General features: G+C 50.3%; 22 protein-coding genes, 1 tRNA gene and 1 pseudogene. 4 read left to right on the forward strand and 20 right to left on the reverse strand.

All coding sequences use genetic code 11. From position 1 onward, the window contains the following. Positions 1-23: 23 nt before the first annotated feature. From MKY64_RS13750 to MKY64_RS13775, 6 genes are all read right to left on the reverse strand, one after another. Positions 24-347, reverse strand: coding sequence for a DUF1292 domain-containing protein (locus MKY64_RS13750; RefSeq protein ID WP_036729508.1), 324 nt, complete (start codon positions 345-347; stop codon positions 24-26). Positions 348-430: 83 nt separating this feature from the next. Beyond that, positions 431-985 carry a copper amine oxidase gene (locus MKY64_RS13755; protein WP_036729511.1) on the reverse strand — a complete coding sequence of 185 codons (555 nt, stop codon included), beginning with the start codon at positions 983-985 and terminating at the stop codon, positions 431-433. 258 nt (positions 986-1,243) lie between these two features. Then, positions 1,244-1,480, reverse strand: coding sequence for a DUF3892 domain-containing protein (locus tag MKY64_RS13760; protein ID WP_036695032.1), 237 nt, complete (start codon positions 1,478-1,480; stop codon positions 1,244-1,246). A 91-nt stretch (positions 1,481-1,571) separates the two neighbouring features. Next, on the reverse strand, positions 1,572-2,015 hold the full coding sequence (locus MKY64_RS13765; protein WP_340953513.1) for a GNAT family N-acetyltransferase: 444 nt from the start codon (positions 2,013-2,015) through the stop codon (positions 1,572-1,574). A gap of 123 nt (positions 2,016-2,138) precedes the next feature. Then, positions 2,139-2,354, reverse strand: a complete 216-nt coding sequence (locus MKY64_RS13770) for a hypothetical protein (RefSeq protein WP_076074250.1) — start codon at positions 2,352-2,354, stop codon at positions 2,139-2,141. A gap of 70 nt (positions 2,355-2,424) precedes the next feature. Further along, entirely contained in the window at positions 2,425-3,501 is a 1,077-nt protein-coding gene (locus MKY64_RS13775) for a site-2 protease family protein (protein ID WP_340953515.1), read from the reverse strand. 505 nt (positions 3,502-4,006) lie between these two features. On the opposite strand from MKY64_RS13775, the gene metG reads away from it, so the two are divergent. Continuing rightward, the gene (gene metG / locus MKY64_RS13780; RefSeq protein ID WP_339313906.1) at positions 4,007-5,725 is read left to right on the forward strand and encodes a methionine--tRNA ligase; all 1,719 of its coding nucleotides are present in this window, start codon (positions 4,007-4,009) and stop codon (positions 5,723-5,725) included. A 41-nt stretch (positions 5,726-5,766) separates the two neighbouring features. Here metG and MKY64_RS13785 read toward each other — a convergent pair whose 3' ends face one another. The 3 genes from MKY64_RS13785 to MKY64_RS13795 form a co-directional block, all read right to left on the reverse strand. After that, positions 5,767-6,720, reverse strand: coding sequence for an aldo/keto reductase (locus MKY64_RS13785; RefSeq protein WP_340953516.1), 954 nt, complete (start codon positions 6,718-6,720; stop codon positions 5,767-5,769). 153 nt (positions 6,721-6,873) lie between these two features. After that, the gene (locus tag MKY64_RS13790; RefSeq protein WP_340953517.1) at positions 6,874-7,683 is read right to left on the reverse strand and encodes a helix-turn-helix transcriptional regulator; all 810 of its coding nucleotides are present in this window, start codon (positions 7,681-7,683) and stop codon (positions 6,874-6,876) included. Positions 7,684-7,715: 32 nt separating this feature from the next. Then, complete coding sequence (locus tag MKY64_RS13795; protein ID WP_340953518.1) at positions 7,716-8,138, reverse strand: NUDIX hydrolase; 423 nt, start codon at positions 8,136-8,138, stop codon at positions 7,716-7,718. Between the two features lie 195 nt (positions 8,139-8,333). On the opposite strand from MKY64_RS13795, the gene MKY64_RS13800 reads away from it, so the two are divergent. Further along, positions 8,334-8,405 (forward strand) — tRNA-Val (locus tag MKY64_RS13800). 152 nt (positions 8,406-8,557) lie between these two features. On the opposite strand, the pseudogene MKY64_RS13805 reads toward MKY64_RS13800, so the two are convergent. Further along, positions 8,558-9,089 (reverse strand): annotated as a pseudogene (locus MKY64_RS13805) (Rpn family recombination-promoting nuclease/putative transposase); the annotation flags it as partial. A 129-nt stretch (positions 9,090-9,218) separates the two neighbouring features. Further along, entirely contained in the window at positions 9,219-9,761 is a 543-nt protein-coding gene (locus tag MKY64_RS13810; RefSeq protein WP_340953519.1) for a hypothetical protein, read from the reverse strand. Between the two features lie 236 nt (positions 9,762-9,997). Here MKY64_RS13810 and MKY64_RS13815 point away from each other — a divergent pair, with 236 nt between their 5' ends. Continuing rightward, positions 9,998-10,528 carry a GNAT family N-acetyltransferase gene (locus tag MKY64_RS13815; RefSeq protein ID WP_339255957.1) on the forward strand — a complete coding sequence of 177 codons (531 nt, stop codon included), beginning with the start codon at positions 9,998-10,000 and terminating at the stop codon, positions 10,526-10,528. 84 nt (positions 10,529-10,612) lie between these two features. Here the strand turns inward: MKY64_RS13815 and MKY64_RS13820 are convergent, their stop codons facing one another. The 7 genes from MKY64_RS13820 to MKY64_RS13845 form a co-directional block, all read right to left on the reverse strand. Then, a complete protein-coding gene (locus MKY64_RS13820; protein ID WP_209877684.1) occupies positions 10,613-11,008 on the reverse strand; it encodes a LytTR family transcriptional regulator DNA-binding domain-containing protein in 396 nt (131 codons plus the stop codon). A gap of 17 nt (positions 11,009-11,025) precedes the next feature. Next, positions 11,026-11,160, reverse strand: coding sequence for a cyclic lactone autoinducer peptide (locus MKY64_RS33415; protein ID WP_081751311.1), 135 nt, complete (start codon positions 11,158-11,160; stop codon positions 11,026-11,028). 2 nt (positions 11,161-11,162) lie between these two features. Next, on the reverse strand, positions 11,163-11,690 hold the full coding sequence (locus MKY64_RS13825; RefSeq protein ID WP_340953520.1) for an accessory gene regulator ArgB-like protein: 528 nt from the start codon (positions 11,688-11,690) through the stop codon (positions 11,163-11,165). Further along, the gene (locus MKY64_RS13830; RefSeq protein ID WP_155991628.1) at positions 11,683-12,306 is read right to left on the reverse strand and encodes a hypothetical protein; all 624 of its coding nucleotides are present in this window, start codon (positions 12,304-12,306) and stop codon (positions 11,683-11,685) included. The genes MKY64_RS13825 and MKY64_RS13830 overlap by 8 nt, the downstream gene beginning before the upstream one ends. 182 nt (positions 12,307-12,488) lie before the next feature. Beyond that, positions 12,489-13,055, reverse strand: coding sequence for a hypothetical protein (locus MKY64_RS13835; RefSeq protein WP_036729541.1), 567 nt, complete (start codon positions 13,053-13,055; stop codon positions 12,489-12,491). Positions 13,056-13,218: 163 nt separating this feature from the next. Continuing rightward, positions 13,219-13,890, reverse strand: a complete 672-nt coding sequence (locus MKY64_RS13840) for a stalk domain-containing protein (protein ID WP_036729545.1) — start codon at positions 13,888-13,890, stop codon at positions 13,219-13,221. An 83-nt stretch (positions 13,891-13,973) separates the two neighbouring features. Beyond that, a complete protein-coding gene (locus MKY64_RS13845; protein ID WP_339255947.1) occupies positions 13,974-14,108 on the reverse strand; it encodes a hypothetical protein in 135 nt (44 codons plus the stop codon). Between the two features lie 244 nt (positions 14,109-14,352). On the opposite strand from MKY64_RS13845, the gene MKY64_RS13850 reads away from it, so the two are divergent. Further along, positions 14,353-15,630: a hypothetical protein gene (locus MKY64_RS13850; RefSeq protein WP_339255945.1), complete on the forward strand. Its 1,278-nt coding sequence runs from the start codon at positions 14,353-14,355 to the stop codon at positions 15,628-15,630. Positions 15,631-16,078: 448 nt separating this feature from the next. On the opposite strand, the gene MKY64_RS13855 is transcribed toward MKY64_RS13850, so the two are convergent. After that, positions 16,079-16,996, reverse strand: a complete 918-nt coding sequence (locus MKY64_RS13855) for a glycoside hydrolase family 43 protein (RefSeq protein WP_339255943.1) — start codon at positions 16,994-16,996, stop codon at positions 16,079-16,081. 40 nt (positions 16,997-17,036) lie between these two features. Then, a complete protein-coding gene (locus MKY64_RS13860) occupies positions 17,037-18,686 on the reverse strand; it encodes an MGH1-like glycoside hydrolase domain-containing protein (protein ID WP_340953522.1) in 1,650 nt (549 codons plus the stop codon).

Here is an 18,686-nt window from a genome sequence, read left to right on the forward strand (position 1 = left end):
GGTTTTGCATGAATGCCTGAAATCTATTCTTGCTGGGCAAGCAGCTCGTTATAAGCTTCTTCAACAGCTTTCCATTCAGTTTCATCTTCAATGTTGTACAGAACCATTTCCTCGTCTTCTTCTTCCATACGAAGGATGATTCCGTCTGCTTCCGGATTCTCGCGCTCAAGCAGCAGGGCGTACAACTTCTCGCCTACGTCGAACGTTTCTACCAGTACCATTTCTACATCTTCGCCCTGCTCGTTCGTCAAGGTCAGCACAAACTCCTCGTGCTCATGGTCGTGATCATGTCCGCAACCGCATGCTTCACCATGTTCATGGCCATGCTCATGTTTGTGATCGCTCATTGTAATACCTCACTTTAATTGAATTATCCTACATTTGGTATCGTAACACGTAAGATAAGGACAGGTCAATTTGCAGGAGAGACTTAATTCTTGGATGAAGCCGTAACTACCTTCTCGGACACAAGAATGTAATCTCCGTTCTTCGACGCCTTCATGAAGAAGCCTACGCTATATTTGCCCGGTTCCTTGAAATCGTAGGTGAATTCCGGTGTGGAGAACCAGAAATCCTCATTCTTGGAGCCGACGGCATCCTCGAGAATATCCTTCACATTCCCGGCAGGATCAGTGATTGCCACCTTCACGGCAGCGATGCTGTCCTTGAGGCTGTCCACCTGCGTTAGAATCTTCATCTTCAGCTTGCCTGTGTTAACATTGCCGAATACCGTGTCGCCTTTGAAGAGTACGATATGAACATTCGGCTTGAGGATCGTCACTCTGCCCGAGCCGTCCCAGCTGACGATACCCCCGGCCTCCCTGGCGGGAATATAGGTCTTGCCGTCAATCAAATAGCCGCCATCGGCTATTTCCTTTCCATTGCTCCATACTTTGATCTTCTGGTTCACAGCGTCCGCGAACAAATAGGAGCTTCCCATCATGAAAAACACAACCGTGCACAGAGCAATTTTTCTCCATCTCATTGTAAAGCCCCTCCAAATAATTCATGCTGTTAATGTATACTGCTCAGCCTTCGACAAGTTGCGCAGAATTCAGGGATTTATTTCTTTTTGCAGAAGAAAAGAAAACCAAGCCCTTCAGCAACCGGTTTCGGCATGTACAGCAGACCTTAAACGAAGTATTTTCAGAGAAGCTTGAGTCCCCCTTAGCACATAGAAACGGCCGGACTTCAGCGCCTGTAAGACGCCTGTCCGGCCGTTCCCCCTGTTATCTATGCCCGGCTAAAATTGCGGAAGCTGATCCAGATTGTTCGTAGGATCTCCATCTGCATCGCCGCGGATATACATTTCGCCGTCTTTGCCCTTAAATACATTGACCCCTGCGATGCTGCCGGACTGAACCTCCTGAAGTGCCTGCTGATAATCCAGCACGCGTCCGGAGGAGGTCTGGAACCCGGTCAGGTCCCCGTCACCGTTACGTTTGGCGGCAATAAAGCGTTCCCGTTCTTGATTCATCACTTAGGATCGTCTCCTTCGCACTAGAATTAGCCAGCTCCCCTGGCCCGATTCTAGCTTGTCCATAGCAGCGAAAGAGTATGTATCCGGCAGATTACAGGGCTTTACTCATTCTTACATGTAGAATACCGGCATCATAGAAGGGCTCCTTGGAGATTACTTCATAGCCGAGCTTGCTGTAAAATGGTTCTGCATGACACTGGGCATCCAGAATGGAAGCCTGCAGACCCAGCTCACGTGCCCGTTCTTCCATAGCCAGCAGCAGGATACGTCCGCATCCCTTAGCGCGGAAGGCTTCCCGAACGGCTATCCGCTGCATCTTGGCAGTGTCCGCTTTATAATAGATCAGCCGGCCGGTTGCAGCCGGCTGCCCGCCCTCCATGAGCAGGAAATGATGCACATGCTCACTGATGGCATCATATTCATCGATCTCCTCTTCTACCGGCACCTTCTGTTCTTCCACAAACACCTTCTTGCGGATCTCCAGCGCCATTTGAAGCTGCTCCTCTGTAGTAACATGTACGATTTCCACTGCCATCTCCCTGGCTCCTCTCTATAGCTCCAATCAATATGGAGCATTATACAGAATTATTAATATCCTGTATAGAGCCTGAGAGCTTCAGGGCAAGGCCCTTGGACAGGGAACCTCCGACCACCTTGTTTACGGAGTCTCATAGACCTCCTCGGGAATCGAGCGGTCATACACATCCCGCAGAACCGGCGAGGTCAGGCTATCCCGTGAATTCAGACTCCCGTCCAGTCCGGTCATCCTGTGAACATCCGTATATTCAGGAACCTGCTTACCTGCCGTACATCCGGCGATTCCCAGAAGGAGACATGCTCCAATCCATAAGAGACATACTCTTGCCAACCGCATTGTTGTTAACCTCCTCATCCTTCTCGGCTCTTTACAGCTTTGACGAATCGGGAGGTTCATAAACGAAGATTTACAGATTTACATTGCCAACTACATGGACAAGATACATCATCCCCCCAAGAACTCCGGCAAGGACAAAATACGCGGCCCCATATCTCCAGCGGGAAGCAGCCGGCACATCATAGTACTTATCATTGTCATATACCGTGAAGCTGATCTCACAGGTCATCTTCATCTGCAGGCTGGCATCCACATACAGCTGATCTAGCTGCACGACTTTGACTTTTCCGATCAGCGACTGCACCGGCATGGTCGTCGTTCCATAGTAATCCAGGTTATCCCAGCGTACGCCGACAAACTGCTGGCGGTTCAAATCACTGTAGGTGGTGAACGGCAGCTCCCGCTTATGCTCGGGGCCGGGGATCAGATATCCTTGCTCCTGCAGATCCCCGATGGGGATCAGGAAGCTTTTGAGCACAGTATGCATCTGATTCTTCGTCCGCCGGCTGATGTACTTCTTATACATATCATAAGCGAACATTACCCAGATTACGCCAAATAAGATAGATTTCAGATAGATAATTACAGCTAATCCTCCAATAAGCCCGACCAGCCATAACCAGCGTGTAACCGCCGTGGCAATTCTGCCCCCGTCCAGCGGATGGATCGGCAGCAGGTTAATCAGATTCAGGAAGAAGCCGATGTAGGCCAGTGAATATAACAAAGGGCTATGATAATAATAAGCTGCTCCGAACACGATCAGCGCGCCAATGCTCCCCAGTATAGGGCCGCCAAAAGCGACATAGGCTTCCTCTCTGGCATCCAGCGGCTGCTTCTTCATCGTAATCAGTGCGCCCATAAAAGGAATAAACAGCGGTGCGCTTACCGGCAGCCCGATCCGCTTAGCCGCGATAACATGGCCGATCTCATGAACGAATAATAATGCAACGAAGCCCACAGCAAATTGCCATGGTGAAATCAGTGCATAAGCCCAGATCGATACCATCATGGAGATCAGCGGACCTGCGATTTTCCCCAGCTTAAGCAGAGAGATAATGGCTTTTCCCTTGAGCAGCAGCAGTACCGCCCCACTGCCCAGCCACCCCCATGCCCCCGAGCTTTTTTTCTCCTGTTTGTTTTCCTGCAATAGTCTCAATCTCCTTTTGATCACTGTGTCGCTTCAATTCCAGGCCAGGATCAGGCACTCCTCTGCTTCCTTCCCGTTAGCCCTTACTCTCTACTGTCGCACAGGAGTGCAGTGGATTGCAAATAGACTTACGGTGTTGACAAATCTCCCGGCCTGCGTATATGATATCCAGTAATTAGGATAACCACAATAGCTGCGAAGAGAAAGAGTACCCTGGCAATTCTTCCACAGAGAGCTCCGGATGCTGAAAAGGAGCAAAGAAAACCCTCGGGAATATGGTCTCAGAGCTGCGCATCGAAGCCCGCATCGCCGGGACGTAGGCTGCGCCGGAACCCGCATCCGTTACCATGCTAGGGTATACCCGCTTTAATCTGCGGACGTACCTGAAGAGGTGGATGCTGCGAGGCATTGATGAATTTGGGTGGTAACACGTGAGCACAGGCTCTCGTCCCTTTAGGGGATGAGTGCCTTTTTTGCGTTCACATCATTTGAGGAGGAGAGAAATATGACTAACATTTTTATTGGAGGGGCTTGGCCTTATGCCAACGGCTCCCTGCATCTGGGCAGACTCGCCAGCATTCTTCCGGGAGATATTCTGGCCCGCTACCACCGTGCTAAAGGTGATGCTGTGCTCTATGTATCCGGCAGTGATTGTCACGGTACCCCCGTTGCTGTACAGGCGGCGCAGGAGGGTGTAGCCCCGGGTGAATTCGCCAGCCGGTATCATGAGGAGTTCGCCGCTTGCTTCCGCGCCATGGGCTTCACTTATGACTTGTATACCCGGACCGATCAGGCACATCACCACAATACGGTGCAGGAGCTGTTCCTTAAGCTGCTGGATCACGGGTATCTGTACCAGAAATCGAGTCTCCAGTGTTATTGTGAGCAGGACCAGCGCTTCTTGCCGGACCGTTATGTTCATGGCCTCTGCCCGGTATGCGGACAGCAGGCCCGGGGAGACCAATGCGATTACTGTTCAACGATTCTCGATCCGGTGGATCTGCTGGAGCGCACATGCGCCCTCTGCGGCTCTACGCCTGTGCTGCGCTCTACTCAGCATTACTATCTGTCGCTGTCCAGCTTCCAGCAAGCACTCACAGAATATACTGATTCCGCGCAGGGCTGGAGAGACAATGCCGTCCGTCTAACCCGCAGATATCTGCAGGAAGGCCTGCAGGACCGCGCAGCAACACGCGATCTGGACTGGGGCGTGGATGTCCCCACCCCAGGCTTCGCAGACAAAAAAATCTATGTCTGGATCGAAGCGGTCAGCGGTTATCTGTCGGCCAGCAAGCAATGGGCCGCCGAGACGGGGGGCCGCTGGGAGGATTTCTGGTCTGTAGCGTCCGCACAAGATAACGATGGGCAGCCGCCTATAACCGCTTACTATGTGCACGGGAAGGACAATATTCCTTTTCACAGCCTGATCTGGCCTGCTATCCTGCTTGGAGCTGAGGAACTACATCTGCCGGACCGGATCTTCTCTTCTGAATATCTGACCCTGGAAGGGCAGAAATTCTCCACCAGCCGCAACTGGGCGGTCTGGGTGCCGGATATTCTCAGCCGGTATGACCCGGACTCGGTCCGTTATTTCCTGACTGCGAACGGTCCCGAGAAGCGGGATGCCGACTTCTCCTGGAGAGAGTTCATCTACAGCCATAACAGCGAGCTGCTGGGCGCATTCGGCAATTTCGTCAACCGCAGCCTCGTATTCGTGAATAAGTTCTGGAACGGCAGAGTTCCAGATGGAGTCTTGGATAAAGCATGGGTTAGCAGTCTGGACCAGCTGTATAAGGAGGCAGGAAGGCTGACCCAAGCCGGACACTTCAAGGAGGCCCTGGAATTCATCTTCTCGCATATCCGCCAGGCCAATAAGTATTTCGATCAGCAGCAGCCGTGGCTCCAGATCAAGCATGATCCTGCAGCCGGGGCTAACACGCTGTACACCTGTGTTCAGATTATTGCCAATCTGTCTAACCTGCTGAACCCGTTCCTCCCCTTCTCCTGCGAGAAGATTAGAGGCTTCCTGTCCATAGAACAGCCCGTATGGCACCCGGTATCCGTCCTGGCAGAGCAGCCTATATTGGAGCTTGAGCTGCTGTTCGAGCGGATAGATGTAGAGCGCATAGAGGAGGAAATAGAGCGGATGAAAGACAAAAGCGTCCTGCCTCTCATACCGCTCACGAAAGCAAGCGGCGAAGGCAAGGACGCTCCGGGGTCTTAATATTGATGAATACACAGCGGCTGTCCGCTCTGTGTGATAACTTAGTTCTGGCCGGGGTAACGTGCTCCGGCTGCAATACCTTGCGGGGATATCCGCTCAATCCGGGCGAGATCCTCTGCCGTCAATGTAACCTGAAGCGCTCCGAGGTTCTCTTGTAACCGCTCCAGCCGCTTCGTGCCGGGAATCGGTACAATTTGATCTCCTTGTGCTAGAAGCCAGGCCAGGGCTAGCTGTGCCGGGACGTAGCCTTTCTCGGCCGCCATCTGCCCGATCAGCGAGACGACCTCCAGGTTCCGGGTGAAGTTCTCTCCCTGGAACCGAGGGTAATGGCGGCGGTAATCATCCTCCGGCAGATCATCGAAGCTCATGATCTGTCCAGTCAGAAAACCGCGGCCCAGCGGGCTATAAGGAACGAAGCCGATGCCCAGCTCCTTGACCAGCGGCAGAATCTCATCCTCCACCTCCCGGCTCCAGAGCGAATACTCTGTCTGCAGGGCGGTCAACGGATGCACCGCATGTGCCCGGCGGATCAGTTCAGGCGAAGCCTCGGATAAGCCGATATAACGGATCTTCCCTTCCTTGACGAGGTCAGCCAGGGTACCGGCGGTTTCCTCAATAGGTGTGTTCGGATCGGGACGGTGCTGATAGTACAGATCGATATAATCTGTGCCGAGATGATAGAGGCTGGCATCTACGGATTTTTTGATATAGGCCGGGTCTCCCTTGGGTCCCTGAGTATGCGTAATGCCGAATTTGGTCGCAATCACAGCCTGATCTCTCCGGCCCTTAAGTGCCCGTCCGAGAAGCCGTTCATTGCCGCCGAAGCGCTGCTGCTCGAAAGCTCCGTAGATATCCGCTGTGTCCAGCAGGGTTACGCCCAGGTCAAGCGCGCCATGAATGGTTCGTACAGACTCTTCATTATCCGGCATCATCATCATTCCGAGTCCCAGAGCCGATACGATCAGCCCTTCGTTCCCAAGTGTTCTTGTGTGCATATGGTTGCCTCCTCTTGTCCCTGTAATAGATCTTATGAACATGACCTTATTCTAACCGTCCTGCCGTGAAGCAGCCACAGTACGTTCATGCTAGTAAGATCATTACCAGGGAGCAGCAGACCAGTAAGATATGCGCCTTCAGGTGATTCTCTGCTAGGTTAAGACAGGGGTGTAGATACAAATATGCAGACCCGGGTGATCCGCCAGATTGGCCATCGAATTGATATCGTAGACTACAGGCTGGCTCGTGCCAAGACTCTCTATGACCACACGGTTGACCTTCTTGCCTTGAATATTGTGCTGCTTCCACATCTGAGCGAAATCCGCACTGTCCTCCATGAGCTGATCGACCATCTCCTTGTACCAGGGATCGTGCAGATTCATGTCATAATAGGTTCTGTACACCCCTACTGAATAGATTGCGAACTCCTCCCAGTTCCGCATCCGACGGCGCAGCTCCATATCCAGGAACAGAAGACGCATCATAATGCGCTCTGAAGCAGACAGACCTCCGAAATCACTAAGGACTTCACTCGCCTTATCATTCCAGGCCAGTACCTCAGACCGCTCATTCGTAATAAAAGACGGATAAGTCAATTGGCGGATAATATCCCGCCACTGCGAATTCAGCTCCGGACTGGCTGTATCTATAGAAGCAAGTGTATCCGGCAAGCCCGGATTCCATAGCTCAAACAGATGCTTACGCTCATCTGCCGACAACCGCAGCGCCTGACTGAGACTCTCCATGACCTCTCTGGAGGCGGTAACCTCCCTGCCCTGCTCCAGCCAAGTATAATAGGTGCTGCTGAGACCAGCCAGAACCGCAACCTCCTCCCGGCGCAGCCCTGGTGTTCTGCGCTGACTGTTCGTTTCCTTGATCCCTACAGCTTCAGGCTGCAGACGTTCCCGGCGTGATCTCAGGTAGTCGCCAAGACGCCTAAACCTCGTAATCTCGTAACTCATGAGCTGGGCCTCCTTTCAGCATTACGATGGATTCATAGATGCTTCACATATTCACACACTCTCGCATATAGCGTGGGGTAAATCCCCGGGTATGTCACCGCCTGCGGCAGCTCCTTGAAGCTTCGAAGCTCCGCCATTTCGTACGGGGGCAAATTTCCGAACCTTTTGACATCTGCATAATACAACATTCCGAAGCTCTCAACCAGCTCTTCACTGCTTACCGAATAGATGCATAACGGATGCAGTTCATATTCTTCAGCACCTGTCTCTTCGTAAAGCTCTCTTACCGCAGCTTCCCCGGGACTCTCACCCGCCTCAATATGCCCGCCGGCAAATTCCCATGTGGACCGCTCACGGTGCCGCACCAGCACCCAATCGTTCCCTTGCTTCATAAAAATCACTACATACTTGAGACTCACCCCAGGGCACTCCGCTTCATGCAATGTTACGATCATGATAGAATTCCACCTTTTATAGTTCGTTAGAATCTTCCAGAGAAGCGCCATTATTGTAATATATTATGGATGGGGTGTCGTGGGTTTTTGTCATTGTGGTGGTGTGGGAGAGTTATGATTAAAGGTATCATTTGTATCATAGTAAAAAATCTCTTGCCATTCCCTCACGTCCTGTGTTATTATAAATTTCGTTGCAGGACGGTAGCTCAGCGGGAGAGCACTATCTTGACAGGGTAGGGGTCATGGGTTCGAACCCCATCCGTCCTATATATGGAGAGTTTTAAAGAAACGAAGCCGATCTTATGATCGGCTTCGTTTTTCGTTGTTATCATTGCAACAGTTTTAAATTTTGAATTCCATTGCCCCATTGCCAAGAGCTTTCTAGCAGTTTCTCTTTTTTCTCATCGGTTCATTCACGGTCAGTGTCTACCCATTAGTGATTTCAAGCTTAAAACTTCTTGCTCTGAGAGGCCTGAGGCTCTAATAATAATGGAAGTTTCCACTCCAAGAGCAAGAAGTTCAAGCACCATTGCCTCTGCTTTTTCGCTCACCTTCTGCTCGTCCCTCAGCCCGCCCCTCAGCCTTAGCCCCATTCATCCGTGATGCCTCATCACGCAAATACTTCATCCGGGCTTCATACTCCATCCTTGTAGCGGCATCCTGACTCAGGAACTCGAGCGTATCCATTGCTTTTTTCAACATCGGTTCATTCATGGTCAGCACCTCCCAGTTTGGTTGTTCAACACCCTTGAGGAATAATAGCCAGTTGATCAGACCACCAGTTAATGGAACGGCCTGCTCCTCGAGCTTCGTTAATTCCATCACATGAATCTCAAGATCGTTATTAAGAGAAATTCCAGTGTGATCTTCCCGAAGATGAAACACATTATGATGACGGTCATTCGGCAGACAGGAGTAGTTCAATATATTAATCGTTATACACTTCTTCAAACACTGATTATATCATGGCAGAACTACTCGTTGTAGACAAGGCCAGCTTTTTGGGCTCCATATACTGCTATCCTGTCCCCTAAGCGCTATGAAACATACAAGAACATGTTTTATCTTTCAGCCCCCCCTCTACCTTAATGTTATCGCCATTCGCTTATCCACCAATACAACGGCGTCTGCTTCACCCTTACCGTTGAACATGGCTGAAATTACATATATTTTTGTGTCATCTTCCGCTTTCGCCACCCACTCTTTCTCCTGCAAATATCGCTTGTTGGTGGCATCGTAAGCATAATCCAGGTTGCGCTCCATCTCCTTCAGATATTGATCGCCATAGATTTGTTTGAAGTCATCCTTAGACATGCCAATTTTAAAACCGCCAGTGGTTTCATATGTATCTTTCGATTCCTCTGCCAGAGTAATCCCTGCCACTTTATCCTCCCGGTACATAATCCTCACGCCAGAGCTATACATGACTGAATTCGCAATATCCTTATCCTCCCCCTTACCCAATACCTCTTCCGCTTCCGCGCGGCTCATTCCATACTCAACAATGGCTTTATGATCGTTCACCTTTTGGATGGCTAAGTCTTTAGTGGTTACCCCGTCTTTGGAATCCGCACAAGCTGTCAATACAAACAAGAACAACACTACCAGTACCGTTTTTCTCATAATGCCCTCCAGATCCTTTTATCTAAAGTTTACCTTGTTAGGAGGAATACGAAACAGTAGCATCCCTGACAGGACTGTATGAAGATTTGTTGAAACGGTCCTGAATCGATCTTAACTTCCTCCCTTGCATTCTATATAATAGAGGTAGCTTACACACGGAAAGGACTGAACTATGCGCAGATATCAATAGTTGCACCTCACCAATACCATATATATTTAATGGAGGTAACTTATTGATGATTACAGAATTACAAACCGAGAGATTAGTATTAAGACAAATGCGCACCGCCGATTCAGCCAGCCTGTTCCCGATCTGGTCCGATCCTGAAGTCACCCGGTTCATGAATATCAGCAGCTTCACGGATGAGAGTCAGGCCGTGGAAATGATTGAGCTGCTGGGTAAGTTAGCCACCGAGAATCAGGCGATCCGCTATTCCATCACGGAAGCAGAATCCGGCCGGATTATCGGCTCCTGTGGTTTCAATGCGCTGGACTATGACAATGCCAAGACAGAGATCGGTTATGACCTTAGCCGCGAGTGCTGGGGAAAAGGATATGTGCCTGAAGCCCTTCGCGCACTAATAGATTATGCGTTTGATACACTGGGCTTCAATAGAATAGAAGCAAAGGCCCAGCCTGCTAATATCAATTCTATTAAGGTACTGCAGAAATTAAACTTTTCGCTGGAAGGAACACTGAGGCAGAGTGAGCGGTCCAAAGGAAGCTTCATTGATCTGTGTATGTATTCCAGATTAGCTGCAGATTAAGCTAACCTGAACAAGGGCTGACCCAAGCGCTACAGAATGAACTGCGCAGGGTCAGCCTAATTTTATATACCATAAAAAACAAAGCTACCACTGGGGCAGCTCCACTAATTGAATATCCGATGCGGATGTCTTTACGTATTTGAGAATTTCTTTATAGCCCTTCTCTGACAGAAAACACTTTTGCTCGACTCCTCTGTGGTCTTCCCCAAAATAAGCAATATGAAACGTCTTATCCAGCTGGATAATGTTAGAAACCTGAATTAACGTGTTTCTATCTGCTAGAACGAAATTATATCCTGAACTGGCCAGGGTATTAAGCCAATATTTCAGCGTACCTACTGTATAAAAGGTCTGATCGTACGTATGGACAATGATCCGATAGATAGTCCGTTCAAATTCCATAAAAGTTATTTTTTCAATATCGAGTGAGAATACACCAGTGTTTCCCTCTGTGTCTCTAGTAACAGATATCGTGCTCAAAGGGATCAACTCCAATGTTATTTAAGTAACTCTTCAGGTACCTCCGGTTGATTAATGTATAATACACTTGCTGTAACCAACACGATAAGGGCAGCCAAGGCGGACAAACCAGAAGCAAGCTTATACACTACTTTGCGCTGCAAAGCTCTCATTGTCAGATGTTCACCTCCCTTCTAGCTATAATCAGACTGATGGATTGTGCCAAAAAGCTGGCTGCGATAACAGATGAGCCTATAACGATATTGGCAGCTACCAGCAGTAACGCCACGATTCTCAGCTTAGGCCAGTGCCGCCTCGGAATCCGGGTCTGTCGTTCAATCCCAATGGGCGCCAGCCACAGAACTATTAACAGACTCGCTGCATTCAATAACATAACGTAGAAGGAGCTAAGCTCCACGAAGGACAGTACTGTGAACAAGCTTACCGTAAACAAGACACAGGCTATACCAGACTTTAGATGGACCCCGCCCGACACCTGACGTAATAAGGCAAAGGAGATCAGAATCTGCAGAGCTTCACTTGTCCTGCCTGTCAAAAGGGATACTACCAGCGTCAGCCCAATAATAAACACCACATTAAGCACTACGCTAATAGCAAATTTCAGGACAGCGTAGGATGCCGGGTGCTCAGGTACGATATTTTTAATCGTAAATGCCAGCTTGCTGGACATGAATTCAAGCATCTTCCCGCTCCCTCCGGGTGGAATAATATAGAAGGAATACAGTCATCACCAGGAAAATCAAGGCATTTAGCAGAATATCATTATAGTAGAGTAGCACTGAAATCCCTATTACGAAGCCGAAAATCAGCAGAGACAGCAGGATATCTTCTATCTTAAAGCGGAGTTTATCCAAGTCGAACGTGAAGCCCTTGCCTTTGCGGTACAGAAGCCCAAAAATACCGAACACCGCTGCCGCAGTCGCTACCTGCAGAAAATATCCGTTCGCGGTACTACCAATATTCGATATAGATCCGAACATGAGCAGGGTGAGCAGCGTCTGAATCCCGGCAAAAATAGCAAATCCCGATATTGTTGCGATGATGGATAGAATGAGCGGCATCCTCACCACCGCAGCGAAAAAGAAGATAAAAATCAAGATTAAAACAAGTGGTGCAACATTCGACATGCCCAGTTCATTGCGTAACAGATAGCTTTGCAGATTGTTCAGCAAGATGACAAATAAAGCCTGCCAGATGTACCATCTCCACTTGAATCTATAGAGAGACATAATCAGATAATAGAGCGCAAGCGTCTCTATCGTTGAGAAAAACATAAATCCTACAGGTTCCCACGACAAACCATAACACCGCCTGACTAATTTTCGTTCACAAGATTAATTATATATCCCCGCCGCACCTGACGTATACTACTTAATTACAAAATTCGACACTTTTTATCAAATCAAAAAAACATCCGTTGGCCGCTCTGAATCGAGCCTCAACGGATGTTCCTCTGGGTACAGCAGCTTGGCTGTCCGTATTAAATTTCAGACCAAATGACGTTAACCTCCACGGTTCCCTCCTGGGACGCAAGCGGACCGCCAATGATTGACCAGCTCTGCTTATCGTCCTTGGTCTTGCCTTGAATGATCAGGTTCTTAGGATCGATAGTCTTCACGGACTGATCGCCCAGCTTGGAAGCCAGATAATCATCATAGAGCTTCGTTACCGATTCCATACTATCCGTTGTTCTAAAAATCAGCAATGCCGTCTTCTTGCCCTCATTCTCCTCCGCATTCGAAAGAATGGTCTCCGTTACATTCTCCGGCATCGGGAAGTCCTCCGGCAGATATTTCGGCAGGTCCGCAGATCCGGCAGCCGTCTCGTTACTTCCGGCCGTCGCCTCAGGGGTCTGCTCCGGCTCTGTCGTTGGTGCTGGAGTCTGTTCGGCCTCTGTTGTCGGCGCTGGAGTCTGCACAGTCTCTGTTGCCGGTGCAGTGGTCTGCATCGATTCGGTGGACGGCTTATCCTCAGCATTACCGCAGGCACTGAGGGCCAATAGGGACAACGTCAAGGATAAGGACATTATTAGCTTTTTGGTGTACATCTTCTCACTCCTCGTCAATTCATTGAAAGTTACATGGCCAGTTAGATTCACAGGCTTACCGGATAGTACCCATTTTCTTTTTCCTCAAAACAACGAATAGACAAAAAGAAGCCCGGAAACCAAGGCTCCCGGGTCATTCGTGAATGATGTATAAGTTCAGAATTTATTTATAATACGATGTCGTAAGCGGAACGAAGACCGAGGTTCCATCCTTCACATCTCCGTTGACATACAGGCTGCTTACTCCGGCAATATCCACTTCGATGGTAGTAAGCCCGCTGGCAGGGTCAATGGTCTGCTTCTTCAACACAGTATTGGTGTCGCTGTCTTGTACCGCGAAGTCTTTAATCTCTCCGCCGATCGCGGCTACCTGGAGATAAAGCTTCTGATATTTTTTGTTCGGGTGGAGCATGAATGAAGTGCCTCGGTCACCACTGGCGTTATCGAAGAAGACATCCTTGTAATCCTTGTCCTTGAAGACCGTCTTGCCCGGATCTTTGGTGTGATACATGTCGTCAAAACCTGTAGCGATTGGTACGCCCGCTGTCTGCTCCCCCAGAGATATGGTGTTGGTTGCAGCATCGAACTTAACGGTAACTCCCAGCAGATCGGATACGGAACGGACCGGCAGATACGTTGTGTCCTTATAGGAAATTGGGGCAACCACCGCACCGCTGCCATTCTTAAGCTGTACGGGCTGGCCGTTCATCTTGAATTTGATGCTTGGATTGAGATATGCCTTGATCTCCTGCAGGTTGGCTCCGGCGTACACACCTGTGCCCATTCCTCCAAGTACGGCAAATGCAGTCAGTGCAGCAGTCATCTTCTTCTTCATTCGATCATACTCCTCTCCATTTATAACAAATTTGAATATTCCTTATTGGGAGTATAATAAATCCTGCCATCAGATGCAATCATTCAGAACTCATCTCTCCGGTGAGCCGCTTCGTAACGTTCGCGTATCTCCAGATTTTTGGAGTGATTGTACAAATCCAGCGCAATGATTCCCCTGCGGGCAAGCTTCACCACCAGCACAAATAAATATATCCCCATTCCCAGACAACTCAACCAGAGTAAAAGAGCAAAAATACTGAACCCTCCAGCGAGCAAGGACCCAAAACCTGTCATATACACAGCTTACATCCCCCATTCAAAATGATATAAGATCTATATCCTAATCATAACAAGTTTGGCACGTTTGTGTAAGGAATGCAAAGTTCTATTAAATTTCACTGTAGAAATAATCCAATTTTGCTATACTGGCTAAGTATGATTAAACATTTGGGGGAAATTACTGATGTACGAAAAATTATCCAAAATGACTTTAGCTTTTGCTCTTTTAGCTTCACCTGTGATATTGAGCGGATGTGGCGGGTCTGCTGAGATTACTCAAGCCGAAACGGCGACTCCTTCTGCTGCTCCGACTGCTTCTCCTACTCCAGCGCCAGAGCTGAAGAACTTCTCAGTGAAAGATAAGACGCAGGAATACCTAGAGAACTTCGGTACTAATTCATGGAATATTGAGTCGTCCAAAGAAATTGCCAATAACATCCGGATTAAGGCCCGGGAGGATAAAGAGAATACCTTCACTTACCTGGAGATTGCTGACTCTATTGAGAAAAATGATGTGCAAAATGTAAAGAAGCTTTTCACAAAAATTGGTGGAGTTCTACCTGCTTCCGTTGCCAGCCGCTACCCGGATCCCACACCTACACCCGATGAAACGGATGTACCCTCTGGCGGAGATACGGATATGACCTACCTAGAAGCAGATCAGGAGTTTGGATCGAGAGGACTTAATTTAGCGAAAAGCTATCTGGAAAAGGAGATTACCCAAGAAATTAAAGATGATATTTCAGCATATTTTCTCAGTAGCGTGGATTTTATAATTAAGGAAAATCAAAGCAAATACAAGGAAATGGCTAATGCCATTCAAAAGGATGACAAGGCAACTGTTGAAAAGCTATACGCTGAGCTGCTGCCGTTATACCAAGGGATACCTAGTTCAGCCACATCTGCAGCCGCTACGCCAGCGCCAGCAAAGGACGAAGTCATACATCTCAAAGGGAAAAAGGACCAGGCTACAGAGTTCTTCTATTTGAACAGCGGGATCGCCATAATTGAGGCAACAGACAACGGGGATTCTAACTTTGTGATCTATATGTACGATGAAACAGGAGATACCAAAAAAATGCTCGTGAATGAAATTGGGCCTTACAAAGGAAAATCTTTAGCCGTGATTCCTGACGGCGGGAAATATATGCTGAAGGTGGAGTCGGATGGCTCGTGGAAAGCAGATATTAAGCAGAGCATCCCTGAGAACGTCAAGAGCGCTCCGGTTAAATTATCCGGTAAGGGGAACGATGTTGTGTTTGCAAGGCTGCAAAGCAAGCTGACCCGGTTCACATCTAAGCACACGGGTGAATCCAATTTTGCTGTCAAAGTGAATGATAGCCTCTTGCTGGTTAATGAAATTGGGAACTACTCCGGCTCCACAGCGGAAAAAATCGAATCCGACGGAATTTATGTCTTTTCCGTGGAAGCAGACGGACAATGGAGCATTGATATCGAATAAGCTTCCGCAGGTTACCTGCACCCAAAAACGATTGCCACTTTTTAAAGGAGGGCAATCGTTTTGTTCGTTTACAGGCTTAGGTTACTCCGATAGTGCAAATCAAACTTCACCCGGGAATGGGCAGCGTTTGGAAGATAGTTGTATTTTGTACAGCTAAATGACGGCGAATTGGCTGGCGCGCAGGGATAGTTGTATTCTGTACAGCTAAATTTGAGGAAAACGCTCTTTCCCGCCATGAGAGTAACTTATAAGTGTACAGAGTGCAACTAAAGCTCTCCCTGCGCAATATTTGCCCATTTTAGTTGTACAAATTACATTTAGAGCCTAAATCGCAGGGAGAGTGATGTTCTTGCCTCGTTGCTGATTTGTTGCTGAACCGCCGCTGATTCCTCGCAGACTAGTTACCCGCAGATTTGCCCTCCCCCTGCCCGCCTGCCCGCGTAAGTGCCTACGCCTTCACTCTCATCTCACCGTCCTGCTCCTCCAGCTCCACAAACACCGGCCGTTCATCAGGCGTCTGATTCGGCGTGTGGATGGCCAGCATCAGCTGACCGCTGAAGGTGCGGAAGACCATGGCGTGACCGCCGTCCTGCTGGTAGAGCGCTTGCTCCTGATGAAGCCAGGGTCCGGTTATCTCTCCGCTCCCGGAACGGGCGATACCCAGCGCGTAGGTATTATTAATGAAGCTGGCCCACAGCAGATACAAGGTGCCGTCCGCTGAGCGGAACAGGAACGGCCCGTCCGTGACATAATTAAGCTGATTCGCATAACGCTTGGATTCAAACGGAGTGGTCCACGGGGCTTCGGATGCCCGGAACAGAACAACAGGTTCCCCAGCGGCACTCCGCAGGTCCTCTGTTAGCCGCATGGCGCAGACCTCGCCGTCCCCGGTCTGCTGCCACTCATGGCAGAAGACCATCCACGGCTGGCCCTGCCGGTCCACATACAGCGTTCCGTCGAGTGAACTCCACTCCTGCGGAGTCACCGGCCCCTCACTATGCGGGATGAACGGACCCAGCGGATGCAGCGATATCAGAACGGCGGTGCCCAGCAGATCATTGTCCTTGCGCCGGAAGGTGGCGAACATGATGTAATTGCCGCCATAACCATAGACCTCCGGTGCCCAGAAATTCCGCTCCGCATAGAAATCCGGCTCCGGCCGGAAGACCGGGAACGGGCCATCCCAGTGCTCCAGATCTGTGCCGGTGTAGGCGTTGAACCCCGTGCCCGTGCCCCAGATATTGCTGTCGGTGCTGCCATATAAATAGTAGGTGCCCGCCTCTTGCCCCTCTCCGGCCAGCGGAAGCACATACGGATCTCTGATTTGCAGCTCGCTATTCGCTGTCGTTCTCATCGGGTGGTTCATTTAGACCCTCTCCTCACTTCGCTCTTATACTCTCCCTGATCTACCTGTATTCCGGCAGTACCACTCCAATATCGCTGACGCTCACGAAACCGCCGTCCGCATATTCAAGTTGCTCGTTGCCCTTGATGGTGAACGGGAGCGTCTGGCCCTCATAGCACAGACTCCCTTCGATCTGGCGGACACTCATGCCGATCAGCTTCAGCAGTTGTCCGCCCCGGCCCAGGACCACACGCACACCATATGGAAAGGTCAGGTACTCCTCTTCATTACGGTAGATTACAGACCGCTCACGCGTAGTAACCAGCTCGAAGACCGTGTCGTCCACGGTCCGGCGGTATCCGGTCTCATGGGCCACCTCTTTGCCATGATCCATGTCATAGGGAAGCAGGCCGGTGAACCATAGCTCCTCTCCGGCTACCGGCACGATCCCGCATAGCCGCTCCATATAGTCCAGCAGGCAGAGAATCGCAGGTGAATAGGTCTCCGTATATCCCTCTTCCCCGGTCCATGGGCTTAACGTCTGCCCGAACCGGGTCATCCGCGAGAACGCTGCGAGGATCGGCAGGATGACCCAGGTCAGCTCGACATAACGCCCGTGCTGCTCGAAGGCATGCGGCGCACGGATGAGGCTGAGGAAGTTCGACGAACCTCCCCAGGTGTTATAGCTGGAGAAAGGGTCGAACCTGGGATCATCCATCGCAATGGAGGTGAAGGGATATTTGGCAAAGAACTTGCCGGTATTGAGCAGGTAACGGCGGAGGGCTGACGCAAAAAACACCCCGTCCCCCACCTCGCAGGCCAGCACACGCAGCAGAACATCCGATTGTAGACGGACGAACCGGCCTCCGCGATCCCGGTCATAGAAGAACTCATCCTCTTCGTCATAGCAATGGCTGAACAGGCTGTGGCTGCTTGCCGCTGCCCGGGCACGCCATTCGTCCCCGCTCCCGCCAAGCTCCACCGCTATCTTGGACAGGTAGAGCCGCTGACAGTAGACATTGGCCGTTAAATCCGGGGCCAGAAAAGGCAGCAGCGGCGAATCCGGGTTATATTGTCCCGCATCCTCCAGATGGGGCGTGTCGGGGACATGCCAGAAGCGCGGCGAGAGGTCATGTCCGGTATCGAACGTGCAGAAGGCTTCGACGCAGCCGGTCCCTCTAGTGTTGCGGTACATATGCAGCCAATGGTCGAACCGGCCCATCGCCTGATACATGGAGCGAAGGAAGCTCTTATCCCGCCCGTTCTCCAGATAATGATTCCAGACGCTGCGGGCCAGCGGCGTCACCATCTGAATCTGCCGGTAGGCCGGTCCCGCAGGCGTCACCTTGTAGGGCATCAGCCCATCCTGCCGCTGCTGGTCGGCGAACAGCCGGAAGGTCGCTCCCGCCACCTCCGGCATGAACCGCGACAGCCGTTCAGCGCAGATCGTACCCGTGCTCTCCAGCCAGCTCCCGAGATAGACTCCGCCTTCATGCAGCACAAGTCCGCCTCCGTCCATCGGCACGATACAGTCCAGCAGCTTGTGCAGCGCAGAGTAATAGACTTTCTCCATATTCTCCGATGAAGCCGCGAAGGCCACGCCCGATCGCTTCCACTCCTCCAGCGAATCCCGGTCCGCAGCTTTCTTAAGCACTCCGATCTGGTCGTCCACCGTTATCCTCCGCAGTCTCTCAAGTACACTACCCGTCAT

Origin of the sequence: Paenibacillus sp. FSL R7-0210 (genome assembly GCF_038009085.1) — a bacterium.
In the GTDB taxonomy this organism is placed as follows: Bacteria; Bacillota; Bacilli; order Paenibacillales; family Paenibacillaceae; genus Paenibacillus_AQ; species Paenibacillus_AQ silagei.

Excerpts from the sequence above, each read along its gene's own strand:
- MKY64_RS13750 (WP_036729508.1), bottom strand. The coding sequence starts at position 347 with ATGAGCGATCACAAACATGAGCATGGCCATGAACATGGTGAAGCATGC.
- MKY64_RS33415 (WP_081751311.1), bottom strand. The coding sequence starts at position 11,160 with ATGAGAGCTTTGCAGCGCAAAGTAGTGTATAAGCTTGCTTCTGGTTTG.
- MKY64_RS13825 (WP_340953520.1), bottom strand. The coding sequence starts at position 11,690 with ATGCTTGAATTCATGTCCAGCAAGCTGGCATTTACGATTAAAAATATC.
- MKY64_RS13770 (WP_076074250.1), bottom strand. The coding sequence starts at position 2,354 with ATGCGGTTGGCAAGAGTATGTCTCTTATGGATTGGAGCATGTCTCCTT.
- MKY64_RS13845 (WP_339255947.1), bottom strand. The coding sequence starts at position 14,108 with ATGGGGATATATTTATTTGTGCTGGTGGTGAAGCTTGCCCGCAGGGGA.
- MKY64_RS13815 (WP_339255957.1), top strand. The coding sequence starts at position 9,998 with ATGATTACAGAATTACAAACCGAGAGATTAGTATTAAGACAAATGCGC.
- MKY64_RS13855 (WP_339255943.1), bottom strand. The coding sequence starts at position 16,996 with ATGAACCACCCGATGAGAACGACAGCGAATAGCGAGCTGCAAATCAGA.
- MKY64_RS13785 (WP_340953516.1), bottom strand. The coding sequence starts at position 6,720 with ATGCACACAAGAACACTTGGGAACGAAGGGCTGATCGTATCGGCTCTG.
- MKY64_RS13755 (WP_036729511.1), bottom strand. The coding sequence starts at position 985 with ATGAGATGGAGAAAAATTGCTCTGTGCACGGTTGTGTTTTTCATGATG.
- MKY64_RS13790 (WP_340953517.1), bottom strand. The coding sequence starts at position 7,683 with ATGAGTTACGAGATTACGAGGTTTAGGCGTCTTGGCGACTACCTGAGA.
- MKY64_RS13765 (WP_340953513.1), bottom strand. The coding sequence starts at position 2,015 with ATGGCAGTGGAAATCGTACATGTTACTACAGAGGAGCAGCTTCAAATG.
- MKY64_RS13850 (WP_339255945.1), top strand. The coding sequence starts at position 14,353 with ATGTACGAAAAATTATCCAAAATGACTTTAGCTTTTGCTCTTTTAGCT.
- MKY64_RS13860 (WP_340953522.1), bottom strand. The coding sequence starts at position 18,686 with ATGACGGGTAGTGTACTTGAGAGACTGCGGAGGATAACGGTGGACGAC.
- MKY64_RS13840 (WP_036729545.1), bottom strand. The coding sequence starts at position 13,890 with ATGAAGAAGAAGATGACTGCTGCACTGACTGCATTTGCCGTACTTGGA.
- MKY64_RS13810 (WP_340953519.1), bottom strand. The coding sequence starts at position 9,761 with ATGAGAAAAACGGTACTGGTAGTGTTGTTCTTGTTTGTATTGACAGCT.
- MKY64_RS13835 (WP_036729541.1), bottom strand. The coding sequence starts at position 13,055 with ATGTACACCAAAAAGCTAATAATGTCCTTATCCTTGACGTTGTCCCTA.
- metG (WP_339313906.1), top strand. The coding sequence starts at position 4,007 with ATGACTAACATTTTTATTGGAGGGGCTTGGCCTTATGCCAACGGCTCC.
- MKY64_RS13795 (WP_340953518.1), bottom strand. The coding sequence starts at position 8,138 with ATGATCGTAACATTGCATGAAGCGGAGTGCCCTGGGGTGAGTCTCAAG.